Raw genomic sequence first — 23,028 nt, 5'->3', positions numbered from 1 at the left:
TCAGAGACAGCTTCCACCTCAACCTTGTAAATTCCATGCGTATTGAATACGAAAACAAGTTTTCTGACATTCTGCTTTTTAATGCAGTGCACCAGTTTCTCTCGCCCCCTCTTCAAGGGCTGTATCTCATTTTTTGCGCCTTCCTTTTCTGGAGTGAATCGTTGGTTAGCAGCGCCCTCCAGGCCGGTGTGATGGCCTTCTTCTGGTTCGTGGTCCTCTGGGTGCTCCAGTTCGTTTTCAACGCCATTTATCTGTTTTCCAGAAAAAATGGCAGTGTTTTGACGACGCACTTCGTTGAAATACAGAGCGATGCCTTGCTGGAAGAAACCAGGTTCAATAAATCCTTTTTCTATTGGCCCGGCATTGTCAAGGCAGTTTCCCGTCCTGGTTTTGTCGCTGTTTACGTCACACCGCACATGGCCCACGTTGTTCCCAATCGAGCCTTTGCTTCCAGGGAGCAGAGGGCTACTTTTCTGGCGCTGGTCCAGCAGAAAATCCGCGCTGCCGCCGCACAGGCTTAACTGTGGTCAGACTACGCCCATGGAACAACAGCGCGCCGGTATGATGACGATCCCATAATTGCCGGAAAACCGTATGGCCATCCTGCTGCTTCCCCTCGTCCTCTTCGCCCTCATCACCCTGATGCCCGTGAAGTGGGCTGCCGGGTTTGTCGATGCCGGCAACACCAGTTATGGCGCTGCTGCCATCGCGGCCATCACCGCGCCCGCCGTGAGCCTGGTGGTCTTCAAGCTGTCCGGCGGGTTCATGGGCTTCGTGTTTGCCTTTATGGCCGGGATCGCGGTGTACGCTGCGATTTTCCGCGTGCCGGGCCGGGCCCTCATCGGCTTCTCCATCATGGTCGTTGCCTTGCAGGCTGCCGTGCTGTTTGCCTTTGTCTCATTTGGATTCAAGACAGGGCAGGGGCTGGTTCTGACCCTCTGATGCGTCTGGCGCACGAATGGGTTCTTGTGGGCCTGATTTACGGGTACACAGATTGAGCCGAGGAGTCCTCATGCTGCACCACCTCGGCAGGCGAGGGGAGCTGATCAATTGTTTGTTCGCTATAAAAAGAATAGCTGCTTGGGCAGGCAGTTATTGGGCTGTCGGCCGATTTCATTCCTAAAAATCGCAAAAACAGCGATTCATCCTTCTCCGGGAGCCAAAAAAACGGGTCCGGGGGAGTCAGAATTTCCCAATTTAAAAGCAAAAATAGGCTCTAGCCCAATAAGATCATGCCGGTTGTGCTATCAAAATAGTAGCTAAATTCGACATTCCCAGCGTACCGTCAGCCTCCTGAAAGCCCATTATCCATAATTAAGAATTCAGTTTTTCTGATTTTCCCAGCGCTTCTGGCCGCTTGAGACAACAACCCATCTGGAGACAACGCCGTGTTCAAGTCCCTTCTGCTCACCAAGTCCGACGCCGGCTTTTCAGCGGCCATCACCGACGCCGACGAGGCCCAGCTTCCGGCGGGCGACGTGCTGGCGCAGGTCGAGTATTCGACCCTCAATTACAAGGACGGCCTGGCCATTACCAACAAGGGGCCGGTGGTGCGCAGCTGGCCCATGGTGGCGGGCATCGACGGTGCGGGCACCGTGCTCGAGTCCACCCACCCCGGCTGGAAGGCCGGTGACCGCTTTGTGCACAACGGCTGGGGCTTGGGTGAAACGCGCTGGGGCCTGATGGCCGAGCGGGCGCGCCTGCAGGGCGACTGGCTGGTGAAGTTGCCGGCAGCCTTCACCACCCGCCAGGCCATGGCGATTGGCACCGCGGGCTACACCGCCATGCTGAGCGTGCTGGCGCTGGAGCAGCACGGCGTGAAACCCGGCGACGGCGAGGTGCTGGTGACGGGCGCGACCGGTGGTGTGGGCAGCGTGGCTGTCGCGCTGTTGGCCAAGCTGGGCTACACCGTGGTGGCCGCCACCGGTAAGGCCAGCGAGGAAGCCTATTTGAAGCAGCTCGGCGCCAGCAGCGTGATCGACCGGGCCGAGCTGTCTGCCCCAGGCAAGCCGCTGCAAAAAGAACGCTGGGCGGGCGTGGTGGACGCCGTTGGCTCGCACACACTGGCCAATGCCTGCGCGCAGACGCGTTACGGCGGCGTGGTCACGGCCTGCGGGCTGGCGCAGGGCGCGGATTTCCCGGCGACGGTGATGCCGTTTATCCTGCGCAGCGTGACCCTGGTGGGCATCGACAGCGTGATGGCGCCCCTGGCCAAACGCCAGCAGGCCTGGGAACGGTTGGCAAAAGACCTGGACACTGCCAAGCTCGAGGCCATGGTGGAAGAGATTCCGATGGCGAAAGCCGCAGAAAAAGCGGCCGACTTGATGTCGGGCAAGGTGCGCGGCCGCATCGTTGTCAAAATCTGAGCATGGCCCAAAAAAGCAAAAACGGAGACGAGACATGACGAGCTACGCAGACTTCTACCGCCAGTCCATAGACCAGCCCGACGCCTTCTGGACCGAGCAGGCCCAACTGATCGACTGGCACAAGCCCTTCACCCGCGTCTGCAACGACGACAATCCGCCGTTTGCCCAGTGGTTTGAGGGCGGGCAAACCAACCTGTGCCACAACGCGGTAGACCGGCACCTGAAAGACCGGCCAGACCAGCCCGCGCTGATCTACGTCTCCAGCGAAACCGGCGTTGAAAGAACCTACACCTTCACCGAGCTGCACGCCGAAGTGCAGCGCATGGCCGCCAGCCTGCTGGCCATGGGCGTGGTCAAGGGCGACCGCGTGTTGATCTACATGCCCATGATTGCCGAGGCCGCCTTTGCCATGCTGGCCTGCGCGCGCATAGGCGCCATCCACTGCGTGGTGTTTGGTGGTTTTGCCAGCGGCTCGCTCGCCTCACGCATTGACGACGCCACGCCGCGCGTCATCATCAGCGCTGACGCCGGCTCGCGCGGCGGCAAGGTGGTGGCGTACAAGCCCTTGCTCGATGAAGCCATCCGCCTGTCGAAACACCAGCCTGAAGCCGTGCTGCTGGTTGACCGGGGCCTGGCGCCCATGCCCATGGTGGCCGGGCGCGATTTGCATTGGGAAAACCTGCGTGCCAAGTACATGCACGCGCTGGTGCACTGCGTGTGGCTGGACTCCGCCGCCATCAGCTACACCATCTACACCAGCGGAACCACCGGCAAGCCCAAGGGCGTGCAGCGCGACACCGGCGGCTATGCCGTGGCGCTGGCCGCCAGCATGAAGCACATCTTTGACGGCCGCGCCGGTGAAACCTACTTTTCGACCAGCGACATCGGCTGGGTCGTGGGCCACAGCTACATCGTCTACGGCCCGCTGATTGCAGGCATGGCCACCATCATGTATGAAGGCCTGCCCACGCAGGGCATGGACAAGCAGCCCAACGGCGCGATCTGGTGGAGCCTGGTTGAGAAGTACAAAGTGACCGGCATGTTCAGCGCACCTACCGCCGTGCGCGTACTTAAAAAGCAGGACCCGGCCCTGCTTAAAAAACACGACCTCTCCAGCCTGCGTGCGTTCTTCCTGGCGGGTGAGCCGCTTGATGAGCCGACAGCCCGCTGGATCAGCGAAGGCCTCAACGTGCCCATCATCGACAACTACTGGCAGACCGAATCCGGCTGGCCCATCATCACCATCGCCAACGGCGTTGAAAAGAAGGCCAGCAAGTTCGGCAGCCCCGGCGTGCCCATGTACGGCTACAAGGTCAAGATCCTGCACGAGTCCACCGGCGAAGAGTTGACCCAGCCGAATGAGAAGGGTGTGGTCGTCATCGAAGGCCCGACGCCGCCCGGTTTCATGCAAACCATCTGGAAGGATGACGCCCGCTTCGTCAACACCTACTGGAAGAGCGTGCCCGGAAAGATGGTGTATTCAACCTTCGACTGGGGCATACGCGACGAAGACGGCTACTACTTCATCCTGGGCCGCACCGATGACGTGATCAACGTGGCCGGCCACCGCCTGGGCACGCGCGAGATTGAGGAAAGCATTTCAGGCCACGCTGGCGTTGCGGAGGTGGCGGTGATCGGTGTGGCCGATCAGCTCAAGGGCCAGGTGGCGATGGCTTTTGCTGTGCCCAAAGATTCGAGTGTGCTGGCCGACAAGGCCGCGGCCATGAAGCTCGAAGGCGAAGTCATGAAACGCGTGGACGGTGATCTGGGTGCGGTGGCCCGCCCATCGCGCGTGCACTTTGTCTCAGCCTTGCCAAAAACCCGCAGCGGCAAGATGCTGCGCCGCGTGATTCAGGCGGTGTGCGAGGGCAGGGACCCGGGGGATTTGACGACGATGGATGACCCGGCGACGTTGCAGCAGATTCGGGATCGGGTTGCTGGGTAGGGTGCCCCCGCGCAGGACAGTGCGCCACAAAATCATCGGATACGCCCATGCAGGCGCTTCACAATTTCGTATCCCGCAGGCTGAATATCGCTTCGAAGTGAAGGTCTTTGCAGCGCCCGGCCAGTTGCGATAGCACAGCTTCGCCCAGAGCCGAGCGCGCCCTGGGATGCGTGATAAGTATGCGAATCCCCAGGTCAGTTCTTGCGTGAGGAAAAGCTTTGCTGAGCTTTGCGCCGTGCACCCATTCCGAATAGGCATTGAGTTTGCTGATGGCGCGTGGCTTGGTCAGGCCGTCTTCCAGTGGCCGGTCAATGACCAGAACCAGCGTAATGGCGCCTGATTTGTCATCTACCTGAATGCCGTCCAGCTGGCGTATGTCGTTGACTCCCAAGCCAGCCGCAGGCGCGAATTTTGCGCAAAGAAGCAGCAGGCTGATGAAAGAAATACGCCAAAACAGAGATCGCATAAGGGGTTGGTAATTCGCAGTTTTAACTTTGGCAGAGACGTGAAGGGCGTTGCTAGTCCGGTAAGGCAAGCGCCATGCCTTCCATCATGCCTTTCGCTTCTGGCTCCAGGGATTCTGTCCACACGCGATTCCCGTTGGTAGCGGTGGGGCGGTTAAGGGTCTCCTGAACAAGAGCGCCGAGCAAACCAAAAAACTGGCCAAAGTCTCCCGCCGGCCGTGAAAAAGTCGCGAGCAGATAGAAAAACCGCCGTTCGTCTGCCTGCACGCTGACCTCGGTAATGCGCTCCTGACCTGCGGGGGTGGCGGCTGTGAGCCGCCGGGCGCCGGGCGCGACGCCGATGGCTGTATAGCTATTCGGTGGCATGGTGGCTACTTTGACGCCATCCACCAGCACGGTCACTGTCTCCATATCTCCGGAAATTCTCACCAGATACAGCAGCGCTTGCCCCGGCATGGGGTCTTGCAACTGTATTTCTTTTGGCTGCGGTGTGGCCGTAGCTGCGGGGGGATTGGCCCAGGCGCAGACACTCGCAAGCAAAAGTATCCCTGACAGTGCACGTCGGATCATCTTGGCCTTCAAGTTCAGGTGAATCGAGCTGTAGCGGCTAGCGTAGCGTTGCTGATTCTAGAGGGTCGGGCGGACAAAAATGCCTCGGAGGGCTGAGTGTTGACGCTTGTGCCAGGATCTCGGCTTAAGGAAACTTTTCGACTCTTGTTTGATTTCAAGTTAATCCGCAGCCAACAATGGACGATCCGGCTGCGTTGCAGCAGATTCGGGATCGGGTGGCGGGGTAAAACTTAAAGGGATCGCACCTTTTTGCCGGTCACCGTGCTGAGGTTGGCCGCAGCGATGGCGGCATCTACCTGATCTCTGGTGTTTCCTATCATGACCGATGTGTGCGTATCGAGGTTCAGGCGTACCGTCCATGACTCTCGCCTGTTTCTGCTTTCCTCGATGTGCTTGATATCTATCGACTCAATGGCCTGTATGTGCGCCAGCAATCGGAAGCCAGACATCACTGTGCCATGGCTGTTGTTCACTACGATTTCACGGCGATTGCCTCTCAAAATGAGCTGAATCCGGCTTTGCTCAACGATCTCGATGGTGTTGGAAAAGCCGATCGCTCGGCCTGCTTCCAGCAGGAGGTCCTGGATGAAATCCCGAAGAAGGAAGAGTTTGTTACTCACTGAGTGGGTTGCCGCTGGAGATGGATGCTTCTGTCGCAGGCCTGCCAAACGGTGTACCGTTGAAGGTATAGGTGCAACACCGGCAAAGTGGAGCCATCCTTTCAGGCCCGAGATTGGGATTGACTACCACCAGAAGCCCTTGTTCGTTCACGTACAAGCCGCTGAAGTAGCTGGCTTCACCCACGCGAACAAGGTCCTTCTTCTCGTGTTCATGAAGGGCTACGAGCCAGAAAATCGGCTCGGGTTTGTCTAACCGGTTGACCGCTTCGCCATACACGGAGTTCCAGTCGGTACTGACTTTTGACAGAAGAAACATGAAAAGCGGTGTGTAGTCAAGGCCGCGTTGCCGCTTGCCATTCATGGAGGTGCGCGTCGCCTCAGATTGCACTTCTTTTTTGGTATTTCTCTTGTGGCGAAACTCACCCCCACCCCCCGAGTGACGCATGCCACGGGCCGTCCTGTTCTCTTTGCGAAATAACGGTTCTTTTTGCATTCTTTTGAAGTGGGTGTGAGGTCTGTTGCCGCAGATGGAAACGAAAGTGCGCGCATCGGAATCCGCCATTTTATGAGCCGCCCCCGGCAATGTCTCATCTTGAGAAAAAGTGTTGAGACTTTGTTTCAGCCAAGGGTTTCTACCCGGATACCCCTCAAGGCGCAGTCGTAGCATGAGTCCCGCAAGGCCTTCGGGTAGTAGCTGACTTTTGGGGGCCTGCCCGATCCTGTGATGACAGCGATTCAACAAAAGGGGACCCCACATGACAACAAAACTCAACGTGAACGGCAAGGCCGTTTCCGTCAATGCAGAACCCGACACACCCCTCTTGTGGGTGATACGCGATGAGCTGGGTATGACCGGCACCAAGTTTGGCTGCGGCGCTGCGCTATGCGGCGCATGCACCGTGCACCTCAACGGCAAGCCGGTGCGGTCGTGTCAGACACCGCTGTCTGCTGCCGCGGGCCAGAAGGTGGCCACGATTGAAAGCCTTTCCCGCAACAACACACACCCGCTGCAGGTGGCGTGGATCAAGCATGACGTGCCGCAGTGCGGCTACTGTCAGTCGGGCCAGCTGATGAGCGCAGCGGCCTTGCTCACGAGCAACAAGAACCCGAGCGACGCGGACATTGACGCGGCGATGAGCGGCAACATCTGCCGCTGCGGCACTTATCCGCGCATCAAGGCGGCGATCAAGGATGCTGCTTCCACCCTGCGTAAAGCCTGAGGAGAACGATCATGACTGCCAATACACTGGTCTCCCTCGATCGCCCTGATCGCCGTACCTTTCTCAAAGCCTCATCAGCCGTCACGGGCGGGTTGATGATGGGCGTCACGCTGGGCCTGCCGCTGGCAACCCAGGCGGCGGGCACGCTCTACACGCCCAATGCATGGGTGCACATTGCCGACGACAACACCATCACCTTGTTGTCGGCCCGCTCCGAGATGGGGCAGGGCGTGTACACCTCCATGCCCATGCTGATTGCTGAAGAACTCAATGTCGATTTGCGCAAGATCAAGGTCGCAATTGCGCCTCCGGGCAAGGTCTACACCAATGCGCTGCTGGGCGCGCAGATCACCGGCGGCTCGACTTCGGTGCGCGACGGCTGGGAGAAGCTGCGCATCGCCGGCGCGCAGGTGCGCACCATGCTGGTGTCGGCGGCAGCTGCCAAATGGAATGTCGATGCCTCGACGCTCAAGGCCGAGAACGGCATGGTGATTGGCCCCAATGGCAAGAAGGCGACTTATGGTTCGCTGGCCGAGGCGGCATCGAAGCTGCCGGTGCCGGAGAATGTGGCGCTGAAAGACCCGAAAGACTTCACCGTCATCGGCAAGCCCACCAAGCGGCTGGATACGCCGATGAAGGTCAACGGCACGGCCGAATTCGGCATCGACGTGAAGCTGCCCGGCATGGTCTACGCCAGCCTGCAGCAATGCCCGGTGATTGGCGGCAAGGTCACCAGCTTCGACGCCACCAAGGCCAAAGCCATGCCCGGTGTGATCGACGTGGTGCAGATTCCCGACGGCGTGGCCGTGGTAGCTGACAGCTACTGGCATGCTTACAAGGCGCGCCAGGCGCTCACGGTGCAATGGGATGAAGGCCCGGTCGCGGCTATCAGCAACGCGAGCATGCTGGACGGCATACGCAAGGCGGCGGACAGCGGCAAGGTGATCCCCATCATCGCGCCCAAGGGCGATGCCGCCGGCGCGATGAAGGGCGCGGCCAAGACGGTGAAGGCCGAGTACGTGTCGCCGCTGCTGGCGCATGCCACGCTGGAGCCGATGAACTTCACAGCGGATTACAAGAACGGCAAGATTCTGCTGATCGGCCCCACGCAGTTCCAGCAGGGCGCGGAGGGCAGTGTGGCCGCGGCGCTGGGCATCAAGCCTGAAGACATCACGCTGAAGACCACCTTTCTGGGCGGCGGCTTTGGCCGGCGGCTGGAGCTGGACTTCATCGTGCAGGCGGCGCAAATCTCCAAGGCCGTGGGCAAGCCCGTCAAGCTGCTGTGGAGCCGCGAGGACGACACCACGCACGACTTCTACCGGCCCATGGCGGTGAACCAGCTCTCGGCCGGGCTGGGGGCCGACGGAAAGCCCGTGGCGTTCAACTTCAAGGTGACCTCGCAGTCCATCACGCAGCGCGCCTTTGGCCTGCCCAAGGACACGCTGGACCCTTTCATGGCCGAAGCCGGCGTGGTGCCTTACGACATCCCGAACACGCAGTACGACCTGGTGATCCACGACAGCGGGCTGCGTGTGGGCTACTGGCGCTCGGTGAGCCATGCGCTCAATGCCTTTGCCAATGAAAGCTTTGTGGACGAAATGGCGCTGGCGGCGGGCAAGGACCCGTATGCCTACCGGATGTCTCTGCTGGAAAAGCAGCCGCGCTTTGCCAATGTGCTGAAGATGGCGGCCGACAAGTCTGGCTGGGGCACGCCGCCGCCGGCAGGGCGCAGCCGCGGCATCGCGCTGATGGAGGGTTACGACACCTACATGGCGCAGGTGGCCGAGGTGTCGGTGAAGGACAACCAGATCACGGTGCACAAGGTGACGGTGGTGGCCGACCTGGGCCGCATGGTCAACCCCGACACGGTGCAGGCACAGATCCAGTCGAGCATTGTGTTTGGCCTGTCAGCGGCGCTGAACAACCAGATCACGCTGGACAAGGGCCGGGTGCAGCAAACCAACTTTGGCGACTACCCGGTGCTGCGCATGCATGAATCGCCGGTGATGGACATCACCCTGGTGCCCAGCACCGAAAAGCCCGGCGGTATTGGCGAGCCGGCCACGGCGCTGGTGGCGCCTGCGGTGGCCAACGCGGTGTTTGCCGCCACCGGCAAGCGGGTGCGCACGCTGCCGCTGAATGACAACCTGGCGAAGGCTTGAAGCCGCAGGGCTTTGAGGCCGGGCCGAGGCAGGAATGATTGCGGGCTGCTAGCATTTGATGCATGGATAACATCGACCTCGAAGTTCTGAAGACCTCGTCGCAGTGGCTGGCTGCGGGCCTGCGCTGCGAGCTGGTGACTGTGCTCAAAACCTGGGGTTCCAGCCCGCGGCCTGAAGGCTCCATGCTGGCCATCTGTGAAGACGGCCGGGTCGTGGGTTCGGTGTCGGGCGGCTGCATTGAAGACGACATGATTGACAGGGCCCGCCGCGAGGGCCTGAGCCAGACGCAACCGGCCATCGTGACCTACGGCGTTTCAGCCGACGAGGCGCGCCGCTTTGGCCTGCCTTGCGGCGGCACCATTGAGCTGGCCATAGAACCTTTGTCAAAGGCCAGCCGCATTGACGAGCTGCTGCAGCGCCTGCAGGCTGGCGAGCTGGTGGCGCGCCGCCTTGATCTGCACGCGGGCGCCGTCACGCTCAGCACGGCCCAGCCCAGCCAGGGCATGCAGGTGTCTGAAGCCGCGCTGGTGACCTTGCACGGCCCGCGCTGGCGACTGCTGATCATTGGCGCCGGGCAACTCTCCCGCTTTGTGGCGCAGATCGCGCAGGGCATGGACTACGCCGTGACGGTGTGCGACCCACGCGAGGAATACCGTGACAGCTGGCAGGTAGAAGGCGTGGAGCTGGCCACCGGCATGCCCGACGACGTGGTGCAGGAAATGAAGCTGGACGCGCGCTGCGCGGTGATTGCGTTGACGCACGACCCCAAGCTGGACGACCTGGCGCTGATGGAGGCTTTGCGCTCTGAAGCGTTTTATGTGGGCGCCATCGGCTCGCGTCTGAACAACCAGCGCCGCCGCGAGCGGCTGGCTGAGCATTTCGACATGACACCTGAAGAGCTGAGCAAGTTGCATGGCCCGATTGGTATCTACATCGGCAGCAAGACGCCGCCCGAGATCGCGATTTCCATCCTGGCCGAACTCACGGCGGTGAAGAACGGCGTGGTGTCTGGCCAGGCGGCCAATGTCGCGGCCGCCAAGAGCCAGCTTGGTTTGCCGCCTACAGGTGAAGTCTGTGCCGTCACGCCGTGACTCTTGCACCGTGAGTTCGGCGCGTTAAAGCAGAATTTTCAGGCATTAAATCGGGCTCTAGCCCAATAAGGACGGGCGCAAGCAGCTATTTTATTGATAGCAGCGATCAAGCCTTGGCGGAGGAAGCAGGGTTCACATCGAAAGCTGCTGGCGGCAAACCAGTGTGTGAGCGCTCCACCATTTGGGTCCATGCCGCCTCCCGATCCCTTACGCGCGCAGTCATGTCGAACAAGGGTGCCGTTTGTCGTGCGGCATGCAGCTTGCCTTGAAGCTGCTGCAAGGCCTTGGGGTTACGGCCCAGGCGGACGGCCTCCGCAACATAAGCCTGCGGGCTTTCCAGAATGCATTCAGGCAGGCCGGCAGTGTGCAGAATGCTTGCGCCCATGCGTGCGGCCATGCTGCTGCCGGGGCAGGTGAGTGCGGGAACGCCCTGGCGCAGGGCTTCTTCCAGTCCGGGCGCGGCATTGAGGCGCAACGTGTCCAGGAAAAGGTCGGCACAGCCCAGGTGGGCGGGTATCTCGGGCCAGGCGGCAGGGGCTGAAAAGATCAGCCGCTGTGCGCCCACGCCCGCAGCCTGTGCTTCGCGCACGAGGTTGGCGGCGGCCCGGCTGCAAAAAGGCAGCCACAGCGCCGCGTCGGGCAGCGACCGCAGGATTTTCATCCAGCTGGCGAAGGTGGCTGCATCCAGCAGGGGCGGCAACAGGCATGAACACAGCACCAGGGCGTCCGCGGGCAACCCGGCTTTTTCGCGGGAAGGGGTTGTGGGCTCGGCATCCATGCCAAAGCTTCCCGGCCAGCAAGTCTGCGGAAGGCGGATGATGGGGCCGGCTTGGTCCTCCACCTGCGGATGGATGAAGTGGTCGGACACGGTGTAGTCCCATGCGCCGGGTACATGATGCCTGTAAAGGCCGGGCTCGCGCAGCTGCACGGGCGCGACGCGCATCAAGGCGATTTCCTGCCGCGTCCAGGCCGGGTTCAAGGCCTGTTCAATGTAAATATCAAGCCTGTCCAGCCGGATGCGCCCCACCGCTTCGAGGTCAGTCATGTGCCCCAGTTCATTCACACTGGCCGCATGGCGGCGCAAAACCTCCAGGTGCTCCGGCTGCGGACGTCCTGTGAAGGCGTAGACATGCATGGCAAAGCGGCTGCTGTCGTGCAGTGCGAGTTGCTGCTCGAGCGCCCGCATTTGCCGGGCGTCGGCCAGGCTTTGCACGGCGAGGCCGACGTGGATGCGGCTGTCGCTCTGCAGGCGGCGTGTGCGCGAATCGGGCTTGAACGGCGGGCAGGGTTTGAGCCGGCTTTTTACGGCATCCAGGGTTTGCCGGCACATCTGCTGCAGTGCGTCTTCATCCATGGCGAGTGCCAAACCGTGGAAAGGCGCGTCGCCCCAGTCGCGGGGCTTTTGGGCGGCAAGGGATTCGGCCAGGGCTTTCTGCAGGATATCCGCGAGGCCGTGGTGATGCCGCCAATCGCCGATGGCGATATTGCGGAAGGCTTGCCGGGTGTGGATTTGCAGCGCGTCGTCCGCCACGTGGTCGGCGGCCTTGCCCTGGATGGTGCCCTCCAGCGCGCCGCCTTCTGCCGTTTCCAGTTTCAGCAGGAACTCACCCAGCAGCTTGCGGGTGTTGCCATCGAGGTCTTTCAGGGCGGCGTCGGTCTTTTCAAGCTCACCGGTGAAAGCCAGGAGCGCGATGTGCCGAAGCTTCAGCTCGGCATGTTCAGGAAACTGCACCAGGGCAAGCCTGGTGGCTTCCACGGCCTCGGCGTAGCGCCGCGCGCCTGAGAGGTATTCTGCGAGGTTGGCGTGGTAAGGCGGGTGGCCGGGCTGAAGATCAAGGCACTTGCGGGCCAGGTGAATGGCCAGGTCCCACTGCGATGAGCCGGCCGCCAGGATGGCGACGTTGTTCAGGGAACGCAGGTGGTCGGGGTTGAGTTCCAGGGCCCGTGCATAGGCCGCCTGGGCCTTTTCAAGATCGCCGCAACCCTCTGCTGCTATTGCGAGGTTGGCGGCGCCGTCGGCGTCCTGCAGCAGCGAGGCCTCAACGCCCAGCAGCGTGCGGTAGGCCGCCTGCGGGCGATCCAGCACGCTGAGCAGGGTGGCGCAGGCGGATGCCGAATTGACATCCGTCGGCGAGAGGGCGTGCGCCTTTTCAAAAGCCGCAAGCGCCAGTTCGGGCAGGCCGGTGCTGTCCAGCTGGCTGCCTTGCGACATCCAGGCCTCGTGATCCGCCTCACCGATACCGGGGCGGGGGGTTTTATCCATCGCAACTGTGTCGCCGTCGTGCATGCAGGAATTATGTGGCACGGTGGGTTCGGGGATTCAGGCGGGCGCGGAGATAATCGCGGCTAATGACCCAAGGCCTGACTTCCACCGACCCCGGCGTCCTGCACCTGCTAGGCCGGTTCGGCGAGTTGTACACGGGCGCGGAGCGGGAGCTGCTGGACCTTTCGCGGCTTCTGGCCGGCAGGCGCCCGGTCAAGCTTTGGTCCGATGTGCCGGTGCATCGAGGGTACGCCGCGGAAGGCATTACCGCCGTGCAGCCATTTGCGCACCAGTTTCCCAGGGAGGGCACGCTGCTGATAGGCGGCGTGCACCTGCAACCGGGCGTCTGGCTGAAATACACGCGATTCCAGCGCATCGTGCTTCTGCACAACATTTCCCACCAGGGGCAGCTGTTTGCCATTGTCGAAGGCGTGCGGGAATACACCGGCCTTGACCCGGAAATCGTTTCTGTGTCCGACTGGTTGCGCCGCACCGCGGCATTGACCGCGCGGGTCATTCCCAGCCTGCTCGACCTCACGCCTTTTGCAGAGGTTGCTGTTGAACGCTTTGCCCGATGGCCGCATGGTGGAGCCCAACCGCGGCCTTTCACGGTCGGGCGTGCCAGCCGTGATCTGCTGGAAAAGCACAACCCGCAGGACCTTTCGCTTTACCGCATGCTGGCCAGCCGCGGCATACGGGTCCGCATCATGGGAGGAACCTGCCTGGCACCGGGTCTGGCCGGAACCGAAGGTGTTGAATTGTTGCCTGCAGGGGCAGAGTCCGTGCCGGATTTTTACCGCTCGCTCGATGCGATGTTCTACCGCACCGGTAACTTTTTCGAGGCATACGGACGGGTGGTGCTGGAGGCCATGGGGGCCGGTTTGCCGGTAGTGGCCCACGTGAACGGTGGCTATGCCGAAGTCATCGAGCAGGGCGTCTCGGGGTTTTTGATCCGCTCGCAGGAGCAGGCTTTCGACGCCCTGATGTCGCTCAATGATTCGGTGGATTTAAGGCTTCAGCTGGGCATGGCAGCGCAAGAGCGGGCCAGCCAGATGCACGGCCCCGAGGCAACGGAGCGCGACCTGGCGTTCTATCTCAAGTGAACGGTGACCGGCCGCCCCCATCAGGGCGCGGCAAATGCTGCTGCGCCTGAATAGCGAATGTTTCCGTTGGTGCCGGTGTAAACCATGCCGGCACGGCTTGCATTCACCCCGGTGAAGAAACCGTCCACGGTGAAAACCGGTCCACCGTTGGAGTAGCTGAACTGCCCGCCTGCAACACTGATGTTGGATGCCGCAAAACCGCCAAGTGTCGTGACCACGCCCATGCTCAGCTTGGCCGTGCCGAAGTTGACGCTGAACGTTGCGGATGTCAGGGTTCCGGAGGCTACGGCCGCCTGTAGGGATGTGTCGTAGCCCGTGACTGGCGTCTGGCCGATCAGGTTGTAGCTGAGGGTGCCCGCTGTGGGCATGACGAGGGTAGGCTGGCCGACGATGTAGTGGAGATCGTTGATGTTCGTGGTGCTTGGGTTGCGTGTGCCCGTGGTCCACGAACCCCAACCGATAAAGTCGCCCGCGTCGGTAGAGCCCGCCGAGCCTGCAAAGGCGTTGATGGTGGGGGTGAAATCCTTGCCATTGGCGCTGAGCGCGGTCAGTTTGCCGGTGTCAATGGTTGCGGAAGTGCCCGTGGCAACAGGCGAAATGGTGGAAGGTCCGAAATTGCCCTGCGAGTGGTAGGTTGCGGTTGACTTGAAATTTGTGAACGTGCCTGTGTTGACTGGCTTGACATCGGTCACAACCGCTTTATTGATGAGGATGGGCTCTATTGGAGGTTCGGGTGTGGGTATGGGCGGGCGTACATTCGTTCGTTTCGGCGTGTCTGCGTTGTTGACCACCCGGACAGACTCACCTGCCGTCAGCCCGACACATCCCCCCGCATTGCAGACCTCAATCGCATCCAGCTCGGTTGTCACGCTCAGCGAGCCGTCCGGGTTGTACCCTGCATTAAAGCCAGAGCCGCGGATACCAATGGTGGCCGTCGTGGTGGTGACACGGTAGTTTTCACGGTTGCGTTTGCCGATCAATCCGGTGATGGCCCGCATGCTGCCGCGCAGCAGGTCTACCAGGAAGCGGTCTTCCTTCGGGTCGGCCTTGTCCACATAGTTGGCGACCTTGAACTCTGTTCCCGGCTGCAGCGAAACGACACCGCCATCGGAGAACTTCACCTGGGCGCGGCCATCGAGGCCGGTGATGATGGCCTGGCCACTTTCGATGTCCTTGCCTTTGACCAGCGCGTCGGTCTTGCCGTCCGTGCGCCGCAAACTGACTTCGCCGGTGGTGAACTGGGCCACGCCCGCGGAAGGCGCTGCCAGGGCCTGCAGTGGGTAAATGGCGGCCAGCGCAATAACCAGGGCGGTGTGTTGGAGCTTGATGTGCGGGGTCATGGTGGTTCTCCGAGTATTCAATTAATGCGGACTGGGCGGCGCGCGGCGTTAAAAGGGGTGGCCTTGGTCACTGGGGTGGTCTCAGGACCAGGGTGGTCTGCTGGAAAACGGCCGCACCGGAAACCTGGCCCGCGTTGGGGCCCGCGCCGGTAACCGACGAGGCGCTATAAACCAATGCGGCGCGGCTGGCCTCGTTGCCGGTGAAGAAGCCAGTGACATTCGCTCCTGAGGAGTTCGTGATCTTGGCGTTGTTGATGTCGATGCTGCTGCTGACGCCATAGTCATTTCCGCCAAAGCGCGTGGTGAGGTCCACACTGCCATAGCCTTGTCCGACGCCAAAATTGGCGACCAGCGAACCGCTGACAAGCTGACCCGCGCCCAGCAGGCTGGAGAACGCAGTGCCACCGGCGAACTGGTAAGTGCCCTGCATATTGTCGGCCGGCATCTGGGCCGTCGGCGTCGGCCGGCCCATTACAAAGTGAACGGATTCAATCGCGCTGGGCGAGCCCCCCACGAACTTTTGCCCCGTCACCCAGCTGCCCCAGCCGACGAAGTCGGGATCGGACGGCGCACCCAGCGCGCCTTTTTCCATCGTGGCGAGGCCGGGCGTGCTGCGGAACTGGGTCCGGACGTTGCGGCTGTCAACACTGTCGAAGTCGATGGGTTTGCCGCTGAGGAAGCTGGTCAGCACAGCGGTGCCGGCCTCGGGGTAGTAGCTTTCGACCACCGGGTTGGCCGCGCTGTCGGTGAACGCAATCGCGGCGGCCAGGTCGGTGAACACCTGTTTGACGGGTGTGGTGGGGACAATGGCGGGCTTGCCATCGGACGTGGTCTGGTTGCCCGCAACGACCACTTCCTGGACGGGCGGCGGTGTCGGCACGTTGGCCCGCGTATTGGTGCGAACTGGCGCCTCGGAGCTATTAATGACCCGCACCGACTCGCCGGCCGTCAGGCCGACGCAGCCACCGGCGTTGCAGACCTCGATGGCGTCCAGTTCCGTCGTGATGCCCAGTGATCCGTCCGGGTTGTAGCCCACGCTGAAGCCGGAACCGCGTATGCCTATGGTGGCCGTGGTGGTCGTGACTTTGTAGTTCTCGCGGTTGCGCTTGCCGATCAGGCCGGTGATGGCCCGCATGCTGCCGCGCAACAGGTCGACCAGGAAACGGTCCTGCTTGGGGTCAGCCTCGTTGACATAGTTGGCGATTTTGAACTCGGTATTGGGCTGCAGTGACACCAGGCCGCCATCCGAAAACCGGACCTGGGCGCGGCCCGCGGCACTCGTCAGTATGGATTCGCCGCTTTCAAGCGGTTTACCCTTGGCCAGTGCCTCGGTTTTGCCATTCGCGCGCAGCACGTTGACGTCGCCGGCGACGAACTGGGCCACGCCGGCCGAGTCGGCGGCGAACGATTGCACGGGGAAGGCCGCCGCAATCACGACCGACAGGGCGGCGTGTTTGAGAGAGCGTTCCCGGATGGTTTTCATGGGGTGTCTGGCGGGGCGTGTTCAGTCGGCACGGCAGGTTTAGAAGTCGCGGCGCACGGTCACGGAGAAAAGGCTGCGGTTGTAGTCGGAAATGGCAATGTTCGACTTGACGGAGGTCAGTGACAACTGTGGCGTCACGCGCCAGAGCTTGGCGGGCACCCAGTTGAGGCCAAGGTTCAGGTTGAGCTGCCTGTCGCTGCGGGTGACCAGGAACAGCGGATCGGTGCCGCCGTATTTGCGGTCTTCATAACTGATATTGCCAAAAAAGGCGAGGTCGTCCCTGATGGATTTCTGTGTACCCAACCGGATGCCGAACAGGTGGTGGCCCATGTGCGGAACGCCGCTGGCTTTTTCCTTCTCGGCACCCACATAAATGCCCCCGAAGACCAGCAAACCGTCGCGGAATGCATGGGCGTAGGACGTACCCAGCACGGTTCGGTCCGCATCACGAAGCGATTGACCCGGATAGCTCAACTCGCCCCATTGCAGGTAAGTGCTCCACTGGCGGAAGCCGTCGATGCGGTAGGTCCATTCGCCGACCAGGCCTTGCTGGTCGCGCGCGCGGGATCCGGCGACGGTATAGCTGCCGGCCTGCACGACACCGGTGAATTCGTGCTTTTCGTAGCGGTAGCTGGCACCGGCGTTGACATCAACCTGACCGGTGTTGAAGTCGTTGTACTTGGCATTGATGCGCGAATTCCCGCTGGCGTTCGCGATCAACGACCAGCGCGGGTCGACGACGTAACGGGCTGACAGCCCGCCGCCCAGGGTCATGAAGGCATCTTTGGTCTCAACACCCGAAGCATTGAGGGTGAAAATTGCGCCGCCAAAAAGCGGAACCGCGACATTGGGATTGCCGGGGCCGCTGTTGACGTTGGTGTCGTAGCCGACGCTGGCTTCCAGGTACGGTTTGACGGACGAGCGGGCGGCTTCTTCCGTGCGATCAATAGCTTGCAGGAATTGGTCGATGGTGGCGGCGGCCTCCGCCGGGATGTTGTCTTGTTTGGCTTCCAGTAACACCTTGCGCGAGCCGGCGTTGTCCCCGACGGCAAACAGTGCCCGTCCAAGCTCTGCACGCGCACGGGAGTTGGCCGGTTGCACCGCCAGCACGCGTTCGAGCGCAAATATGGCGCGGGTGAATTGCCCTGTGTCGTTGGCGGCGATACCCAGCACCGTGTCGAAGTCGGGGTCGCCTGCGCGTGCGGTTTCCTGGGGCTCAAGCAGGTCGAAGGCTTTTTGTGCCTGGCTCTGGTCGAGCAGCGTACGCGCCTGACTGACCAGTGCATCGACTTCCGCATGCGCCGCGGTGGCCATCATGACGGCGAGAAGGATGCCGGTACTTTTGAAGATGAAGGTTTTTTTTGAAGACATAAGTATTGGGTTTTACGTGTCACGGGTAACAACTCGTAAGTAACAAAAGTTTTATATCACGATGAGGGGTCTTTCAACGCTTTATTACACCTTTGCCGGACTGCTCAAGTGCATGGAGGCAACACCTTTTTAGCGTTTGGCGGGTTGGTTGGTGATATTTACCTGTTCGCCTTGCTGGCCTAGGGTATTTACGGGTTTTTTGGGACGGCTTCACGCTTAATATCATCAATCACTTATATTAAGCATAAATCGCTATGAACGAGATGATCCAGACCAGTGCGCAAGTCGAGAGGGGCCGTGTGTTTGAACTGGCGGCCGAGTTGTTCGCTGTGCTCGCGACGCCGATGCGCCTGCGCGTCTTGAGCGCCCTGTGCGAGCGTGAAAAGTCCGTGAACGAGTTGCTGGCGGAGATTGACACCACCCAGCCCAATCTTTCCCAACATCTGGCCGTGCTGTACCGCACCGGTGTGCTGGCCAAGCGCAAGGAAGGCACCCAGGTGATTTACCGCGTTCAGAGCGAAAAAGCCGTGGCGCTGTGCCGCAGTGTCTGCACCCAGATCGCCATTGAGCTGGATGAGCCGGGCGGATTGTCGGCGGCCGAAAGCCTGTCTCCGCGGTCCGCATCCCACGACGCCTGAACTGAAAGAACGCCTTTTATGCTGAGCCGTTTTCTACAGCGCGCGCCGGAGAATTTCCTCTCAGGGGCGCAAATAGCGGATGTGCGCGCCGGGCGCCGCGGTTTTCTGGCCGGCGCGTTTGCGGCTGCGTCAGCCGGCCTGGTGGCGGTGGGCCAGGCACGGGCAGCGACTCCGGAAGGCGATGCCAATATCCTGAACCTTCCCGCCCACAGCAAGGGCCTGGGCCAGCCCGTGGCGGCCCGTGGTTACGGACTGCCCAGCGAATGGGAAAAAAACCTGCAGCGCCGCGAGAGCCCGGGCCTCACGCGCATCGGCCAGGCCAGCGTGAGCTTTTGCCCCTTGCAGGGCCTCTTTGGCATCATCACCCCCAGCGGCCTGCACTTTGAGCGCCACCACCAGGGCTGGTGGGACATCGACCCTTCGAAACACCGGCTGATGGTCAATGGCTCCGATGACGCCATGCTCAAGCGCCCCATGGTTTTCAGCATGGATGAGCTGATGCGCCTGCCGAACGTCAGCCGCATGCACTTCATCGAATGCGGCGCCAACACCGGCATGGAGTGGGGCAACTCGGCGGTGCCAACAGTGCAGTACACCCACGGCATGCTGAGCTGCAGCGAATTCACCGGCGTGCCGCTGCGGACCCTGCTGGAGCTGTGCGGCGCCGACCTCAAGCGCGCGAAGTTCATCCTGGCCGAGGGGGCCGACGGCTCGGGCATGACCCGCACCATCCCCATGAGCCTGGTGATGAGCGGCGAAGTGCTGGTGGCCTATGGCCAGAATGGCGAAATGCTGCGCCCTGAAAACGGCTACCCGTTGCGGCTCATCGTGCCGGGCGTGCAGGGCGTGAGCTGGATCAAATACCTGCGGCGTATCGAGGTGGGCGACATGCCTTATGGCGCCAAGGATGAGACGATCCATTACGTCGACCTGCAGCCCAGCGGCCTGCACCGGCAATACACCAGCATCCAGGAAGTCAAAAGTGTGGTGACCTCGCCCAGCGGCGGGCAGGTGCTGCTGCAAAAGGGCTTTCACAACGTCACGGGCCTGGCCTGGAGCGGCCGGGGCAAGATCAAACGCGTGGATGTCTCCGTGGATGGTGGGCGCAACTGGGCGCCGGCGCGCCTGGAAGGGCCGGTGCTGGCCAAATGCCTGACGCGCTTTAATGCCGATTTCGTGTGGAACGGCAAACCAGCCATTTTCCAGAGCCGTGCCGTTGATGAAACCGGCCAGATCCAGCCGACGTACAACGAACTGCGCAAAGTGCGCGCGTCCCGCAGCATTTATCACAACAACGCCATCCAGTCGTGGTCGCTGGAAGAAAACGGCGAGGTGAAAAATGTTCAGATCTAGGGCTTTGTCCGTTTCTCATGGCGTCCGCGTTGCGATGGGCTCGCTGCTGCTGGCGGGTGTTACCCAATGGGCTGCGGCTGCTGACAAACCGGCGGCGCTCTCCGGCATCGGCCGCACGGCGACGCCGGCGGAGGTCAAGGCCTGGGACATCGATGTGCGGCCCGACTTCAAGGGCCTGCCCAAAGGGCAGGGCTCGGTGCGGCAGGGCGAGGTGATCTGGGAGGCGCAATGTGCGTCCTGCCACGGCAGTTTTGCCGAGTCATCCGAAGTGTTCACGCCGATTGCCGGCGGCGTCACGGCCGACGACATCAAGAATGGCCGAGTGGACGGCCTGATGCCTGGCTCCAATCAGCCGAACCGCACCACGCTGATGAAAGTCTCCACGCTATCGACGCTCTGGGACTACATCAACCGCGCCATGCCCTGGAACGCCCCGAAAACATTGACGGCTGACGAGGTTTACGCCGTCACAGCCTACATCCTGAACCTGGGCAATATCCTGCCCGACAACTTCACCTTGTCGGACGCGAACATCCGCGAGGTACAGGCCCGTCTGCCCAACCGCAACGGCATGACGACGTCGCACGCGATGTGGCCGGGCAAGGAGCTGGGCGGCACGGCGCGCCCCGATGTCCAGGGCTCGGCATGCATGAAAAATTGCGCTGGTGAAGTGGTGGTCAAAAGCTTTCTGCCAGACTACGCGCGCAACGCTCATGGCAACCTGGCCGAGCAGTCGCGGCTGGTGGGTGCCAGCCGGGGTGTGGACACCACCCGGCCGCCGATGGCCGGAATATTTGAATCAAATACGGCTCCAGACCAGGCAGGACGAGCGCAAGCAGCTCCTGAAAAGATAGCAAACTCCACGCCGGTTGTTGCCGTGCAGCAGCCAGCTGCCGGTAAAACCGCCGCGCCCGGCGTTGCGTCCGTCATGCCGCTGCTGCAAAAAAATACCTGCACCGCCTGCCATGGCATGGACAGCAAGCTGGTCGGGCCATCCTTCAAGGATATAGCCAACAAATATAAAGACCGCGCCGACGCGACGGTTTACCTCTCGGGCAAAATCAAGGCCGGAGGGCAGGGTGTCTGGGGCGCAATCCCCATGCCGCCGCAGGCGCTGAGTGCGGCGGAGTCGGCGCAGATTTCCCACTGGCTGGCTCAGGGCGCGTCAAAATGAGGCGCATGGAAATTGACGATGTCGAGACAGCCGGCCTTAACTTTTTCACAGCGTGGTCGGGATAAGTACCGTTCCACGGCTTGACGTTTTTGTGTCCAATAGTTGTTAGTTTTTCAGACATTCAAGTTATATAAAAAAGGAGTTCACCATGGAACGTCGTGATTTTCTGGCCAGCAGTTCTGGCGCCACTGCGCTGGTGCTGGTAGCGGCCACCGGGCTGAACCCGGCCCACGCGCAAAACGCGCCAGGCTGGAACAAGGCCGCTTTTGACAGCAAGTCCCTGGCTGATGCCGCCAAAGCCATGGGCGCGACCAGCGCTCCGGTTGAAAGCAAGGACCTGCTGCTGCAGGCGCCCGAAATTGCCGAGAACGGCAATGTGGTGCGTGTCGGCGCGCAAAGCAACATTGCCAACACCACGCAAATTGCGCTTGTTGTCGAAAAGAACCCCAGCGCGCTCGCCGCCATGTTCGAGATTCCCGCCGGCACCGATGCCAACGTCTCGACCAACATCAAGATGGGCCAGTCATCCAATGTTTACGCGCTGGCGAAGGCCGGTGACAAGTACTTTTATGCGGTCAAGGAAGTGAAGGTCACGCTCGGAGGCTGCGGCGGTTAAGCCGCTCGCACCCGATCACCACCTCAACCCTTGAAATCAGGAGAAAAAAATGTCAGAACCGATGCGAATCCGGGCACAGGCCCAAGGCGATAAAACCACCGTGCGCGTGCTGGTGAGTCACGAAATGGAAAGCGGTCAGCGCAAGGACGCGGCCGGCAAGACCGTCCCGGCCTGGTTTATCCAGAACATCAGCGCCACCTGGAACGGCAAGACCGTGATGAGCGCGCAGTGGGGCACGGCCGTGTCCAAGAACCCTTTTGTGCAGTTCAGCTTCAAGGGCGGCAAGGCCGGCGACAAGATCGCGGTCAGCTGGGTCGACAACCACGGCGACAAGCGCACCGACGAAGCCGTTGTTGCCTGAATCCCGGCCGTTTTCCCGATGCGGCACATTGGCTGCCCCACAACGATATTTGAGGAGTCCACGATGAAGTTGAGCCTGTTTGGGCTGGCGGCCCTGGCCGCCATGGCCACCTTGTCATTGCCTGCAGCGGCGCAGAAGAGCACTGCTGAAGGTATTGCCGAATACCGCGCCATGCTGGCTGACGGCAACCCGGCCGAGCTGTACGAAGCCCGTGGCGAGGCACTCTGGAAACAGGCGCGCGGCCCCAAAAATGCCTCGCTTGAAAAATGCGACCTGGGCAAGGGCCCGGGCGTGGTGAAGGGGGCGTTTGTCGAGCTGCCGCGCTTCTTTGCCGATACCCAGCGGGTGCAGGACATGGAGTCGCGCCTGCTGACCTGTATGGAGCAGCTGCAGGGTTTTAATGCTGCCGAGATCGCCAAAACTCCTTTCGGCGCGGGCGAGCAGAAGTCCATCGAGTCGTTGGTGGCCTATATCTCGGGTGAATCGCGCGATATGACCTTTAACGTGCCGCAGTCGCACGCCAAGGAAAAGCTGATGTACGAAGTCGGCAAGAAGGTGTTTTACCTGCGCGGCGGGCCTTACGACTTTTCCTGTGCATCGTGCCATGGTGAAGACAACAAACGTGTGCGGCTGCAGGATTTGCCCAACCTGACCAAACAGCCCGGCGCCGGCAACGGTTTTGGCGCCTGGCCGGCCTACCGCGTCTCCAGCGGCGACTTGTGGAGCATGCAGCGCCGCCTGAACGACTGCTATCGCCAGCAACGTTTCCCCTTCCCGGGTTACGCCTCCGACGCCACCATCGCCTTGGGCGTGTACATGGGCGTCAACAGCAAGGGCGGCGCCTCCATTGCGCCGGCCCTCAAACGCTAATCAGGCAGGAGAGAACTG

General features: G+C 61.5%; 22 protein-coding genes. 14 read left to right on the top strand and 8 right to left on the bottom strand.

Annotation, left to right across the window (positions count from 1 at the left end):
• Nucleotides 1-35 precede the first annotated feature (35 nt).
• The 4 genes from AC1D1J_RS02930 (at nucleotide 36) to AC1D1J_RS02915 (ending at nucleotide 4,311) form a co-directional block, all read left to right on the top strand.
• Nucleotides 36-521: a YcxB family protein gene (locus tag AC1D1J_RS02930; RefSeq protein WP_477693841.1), complete on the top strand. Its 486-nt coding sequence runs from the start codon at nucleotides 36-38 to the stop codon at nucleotides 519-521.
• A gap of 73 nt (nucleotides 522-594) precedes the next feature.
• Nucleotides 595-942: a hypothetical protein gene (locus AC1D1J_RS02925; RefSeq protein ID WP_477693840.1), complete on the top strand. Its 348-nt coding sequence runs from the start codon at nucleotides 595-597 to the stop codon at nucleotides 940-942.
• Nucleotides 943-1,388: 446 nt separating this feature from the next.
• A complete protein-coding gene (gene acuI / locus AC1D1J_RS02920) occupies nucleotides 1,389-2,366 on the top strand; it encodes an acrylyl-CoA reductase (NADPH) (protein ID WP_477693839.1) in 978 nt (325 codons plus the stop codon).
• Entirely contained in the window at nucleotides 2,353-4,311 is a 1,959-nt protein-coding gene (locus tag AC1D1J_RS02915; protein WP_477693838.1) for a propionate--CoA ligase, read from the top strand. The genes acuI and AC1D1J_RS02915 overlap by 14 nt, the downstream gene beginning before the upstream one ends.
• 58 nt (nucleotides 4,312-4,369) lie before the next feature.
• Here the strand turns inward: AC1D1J_RS02915 and AC1D1J_RS02910 are convergent, their stop codons facing one another.
• From AC1D1J_RS02910 to AC1D1J_RS02895, 4 genes are all read right to left on the bottom strand, one after another.
• Complete coding sequence (locus tag AC1D1J_RS02910; RefSeq protein WP_477693837.1) at nucleotides 4,370-4,777, bottom strand: hypothetical protein; 408 nt, start codon at nucleotides 4,775-4,777, stop codon at nucleotides 4,370-4,372.
• 52 nt (nucleotides 4,778-4,829) lie between these two features.
• Complete coding sequence (locus AC1D1J_RS02905) at nucleotides 4,830-5,243, bottom strand: hypothetical protein (protein WP_477693836.1); 414 nt, start codon at nucleotides 5,241-5,243, stop codon at nucleotides 4,830-4,832.
• Nucleotides 5,244-5,575: 332 nt separating this feature from the next.
• Nucleotides 5,576-5,965 (bottom strand): hypothetical protein, encoded by a 390-nt coding sequence (locus tag AC1D1J_RS02900; RefSeq protein WP_477693835.1) that lies wholly within the window; start codon nucleotides 5,963-5,965, stop codon nucleotides 5,576-5,578.
• Nucleotides 5,958-6,632 (bottom strand): hypothetical protein, encoded by a 675-nt coding sequence (locus tag AC1D1J_RS02895; protein ID WP_477685669.1) that lies wholly within the window; start codon nucleotides 6,630-6,632, stop codon nucleotides 5,958-5,960. The genes AC1D1J_RS02900 and AC1D1J_RS02895 overlap by 8 nt, the downstream gene beginning before the upstream one ends.
• Nucleotides 6,633-6,720: 88 nt before the next feature.
• Between AC1D1J_RS02895 and AC1D1J_RS02890 the strand changes: the two genes are divergently transcribed.
• The 3 genes from AC1D1J_RS02890 to AC1D1J_RS02880 all read left to right on the top strand — a co-directional run bounded on the left by AC1D1J_RS02890 (nucleotide 6,721) and on the right by AC1D1J_RS02880 (nucleotide 10,438).
• Entirely contained in the window at nucleotides 6,721-7,185 is a 465-nt protein-coding gene (locus AC1D1J_RS02890) for a (2Fe-2S)-binding protein (protein WP_457280640.1), read from the top strand.
• Nucleotides 7,186-7,196: 11 nt separating this feature from the next.
• Complete coding sequence (locus tag AC1D1J_RS02885; protein WP_477693834.1) at nucleotides 7,197-9,347, top strand: xanthine dehydrogenase family protein molybdopterin-binding subunit; 2,151 nt, start codon at nucleotides 7,197-7,199, stop codon at nucleotides 9,345-9,347.
• Nucleotides 9,348-9,409: 62 nt separating this feature from the next.
• On the top strand, nucleotides 9,410-10,438 hold the full coding sequence (locus AC1D1J_RS02880; RefSeq protein WP_477693833.1) for an XdhC family protein: 1,029 nt from the start codon (nucleotides 9,410-9,412) through the stop codon (nucleotides 10,436-10,438).
• 106 nt (nucleotides 10,439-10,544) lie between these two features.
• Here AC1D1J_RS02880 and AC1D1J_RS02875 read toward each other — a convergent pair whose 3' ends face one another.
• Nucleotides 10,545-12,701, bottom strand: coding sequence for an O-linked N-acetylglucosamine transferase family protein (locus AC1D1J_RS02875; protein ID WP_477693832.1), 2,157 nt, complete (start codon nucleotides 12,699-12,701; stop codon nucleotides 10,545-10,547).
• A gap of 86 nt (nucleotides 12,702-12,787) precedes the next feature.
• Here AC1D1J_RS02875 and AC1D1J_RS02870 point away from each other — a divergent pair, with 86 nt between their 5' ends.
• Nucleotides 12,788-13,804 (top strand): glycosyltransferase, encoded by a 1,017-nt coding sequence (locus tag AC1D1J_RS02870; RefSeq protein WP_477693831.1) that lies wholly within the window; start codon nucleotides 12,788-12,790, stop codon nucleotides 13,802-13,804.
• 20 nt (nucleotides 13,805-13,824) lie between these two features.
• Here AC1D1J_RS02870 and AC1D1J_RS02865 read toward each other — a convergent pair whose 3' ends face one another.
• The 3 genes from AC1D1J_RS02865 to AC1D1J_RS02855 all read right to left on the bottom strand — a co-directional run bounded on the left by AC1D1J_RS02865 (nucleotide 13,825) and on the right by AC1D1J_RS02855 (nucleotide 17,998).
• A complete protein-coding gene (locus AC1D1J_RS02865; protein WP_477685674.1) occupies nucleotides 13,825-15,144 on the bottom strand; it encodes a FecR family protein in 1,320 nt (439 codons plus the stop codon).
• Between the two features lie 67 nt (nucleotides 15,145-15,211).
• Nucleotides 15,212-16,627 carry a FecR family protein gene (locus AC1D1J_RS02860; protein WP_477693830.1) on the bottom strand — a complete coding sequence of 472 codons (1,416 nt, stop codon included), beginning with the start codon at nucleotides 16,625-16,627 and terminating at the stop codon, nucleotides 15,212-15,214.
• Nucleotides 16,628-16,666: 39 nt separating this feature from the next.
• On the bottom strand, nucleotides 16,667-17,998 hold the full coding sequence (locus tag AC1D1J_RS02855) for a surface lipoprotein assembly modifier (protein ID WP_477685676.1): 1,332 nt from the start codon (nucleotides 17,996-17,998) through the stop codon (nucleotides 16,667-16,669).
• Nucleotides 17,999-18,252: 254 nt separating this feature from the next.
• Between AC1D1J_RS02855 and AC1D1J_RS02850 the strand changes: the two genes are divergently transcribed.
• From AC1D1J_RS02850 to soxA, 6 genes are all read left to right on the top strand, one after another.
• Nucleotides 18,253-18,636, top strand: coding sequence for an ArsR/SmtB family transcription factor (locus tag AC1D1J_RS02850; RefSeq protein WP_477685677.1), 384 nt, complete (start codon nucleotides 18,253-18,255; stop codon nucleotides 18,634-18,636).
• 18 nt (nucleotides 18,637-18,654) lie between these two features.
• Nucleotides 18,655-19,989: a sulfite dehydrogenase gene (gene soxC, locus AC1D1J_RS02845; protein WP_477685678.1), complete on the top strand. Its 1,335-nt coding sequence runs from the start codon at nucleotides 18,655-18,657 to the stop codon at nucleotides 19,987-19,989.
• 34 nt (nucleotides 19,990-20,023) lie between these two features.
• Nucleotides 20,024-21,163 (top strand): c-type cytochrome, encoded by a 1,140-nt coding sequence (locus tag AC1D1J_RS02840; RefSeq protein WP_477694460.1) that lies wholly within the window; start codon nucleotides 20,024-20,026, stop codon nucleotides 21,161-21,163.
• A 148-nt stretch (nucleotides 21,164-21,311) separates the two neighbouring features.
• Nucleotides 21,312-21,779 carry a thiosulfate oxidation carrier protein SoxY gene (soxY, locus tag AC1D1J_RS02835; protein WP_457280651.1) on the top strand — a complete coding sequence of 156 codons (468 nt, stop codon included), beginning with the start codon at nucleotides 21,312-21,314 and terminating at the stop codon, nucleotides 21,777-21,779.
• Nucleotides 21,780-21,828: 49 nt separating this feature from the next.
• Nucleotides 21,829-22,140 (top strand): thiosulfate oxidation carrier complex protein SoxZ, encoded by a 312-nt coding sequence (gene soxZ, locus AC1D1J_RS02830; protein WP_477685679.1) that lies wholly within the window; start codon nucleotides 21,829-21,831, stop codon nucleotides 22,138-22,140.
• A 63-nt stretch (nucleotides 22,141-22,203) separates the two neighbouring features.
• Nucleotides 22,204-23,010 carry a sulfur oxidation c-type cytochrome SoxA gene (gene soxA, locus AC1D1J_RS02825; RefSeq protein ID WP_477685680.1) on the top strand — a complete coding sequence of 269 codons (807 nt, stop codon included), beginning with the start codon at nucleotides 22,204-22,206 and terminating at the stop codon, nucleotides 23,008-23,010.
• The last annotated feature ends 18 nt before the right edge of the window (nucleotides 23,011-23,028 follow it).

This window comes from Polaromonas sp. P1_F8 (genome assembly GCF_056405635.1).
This window is presented reverse-complemented; position numbering and strand designations above follow the sequence as displayed.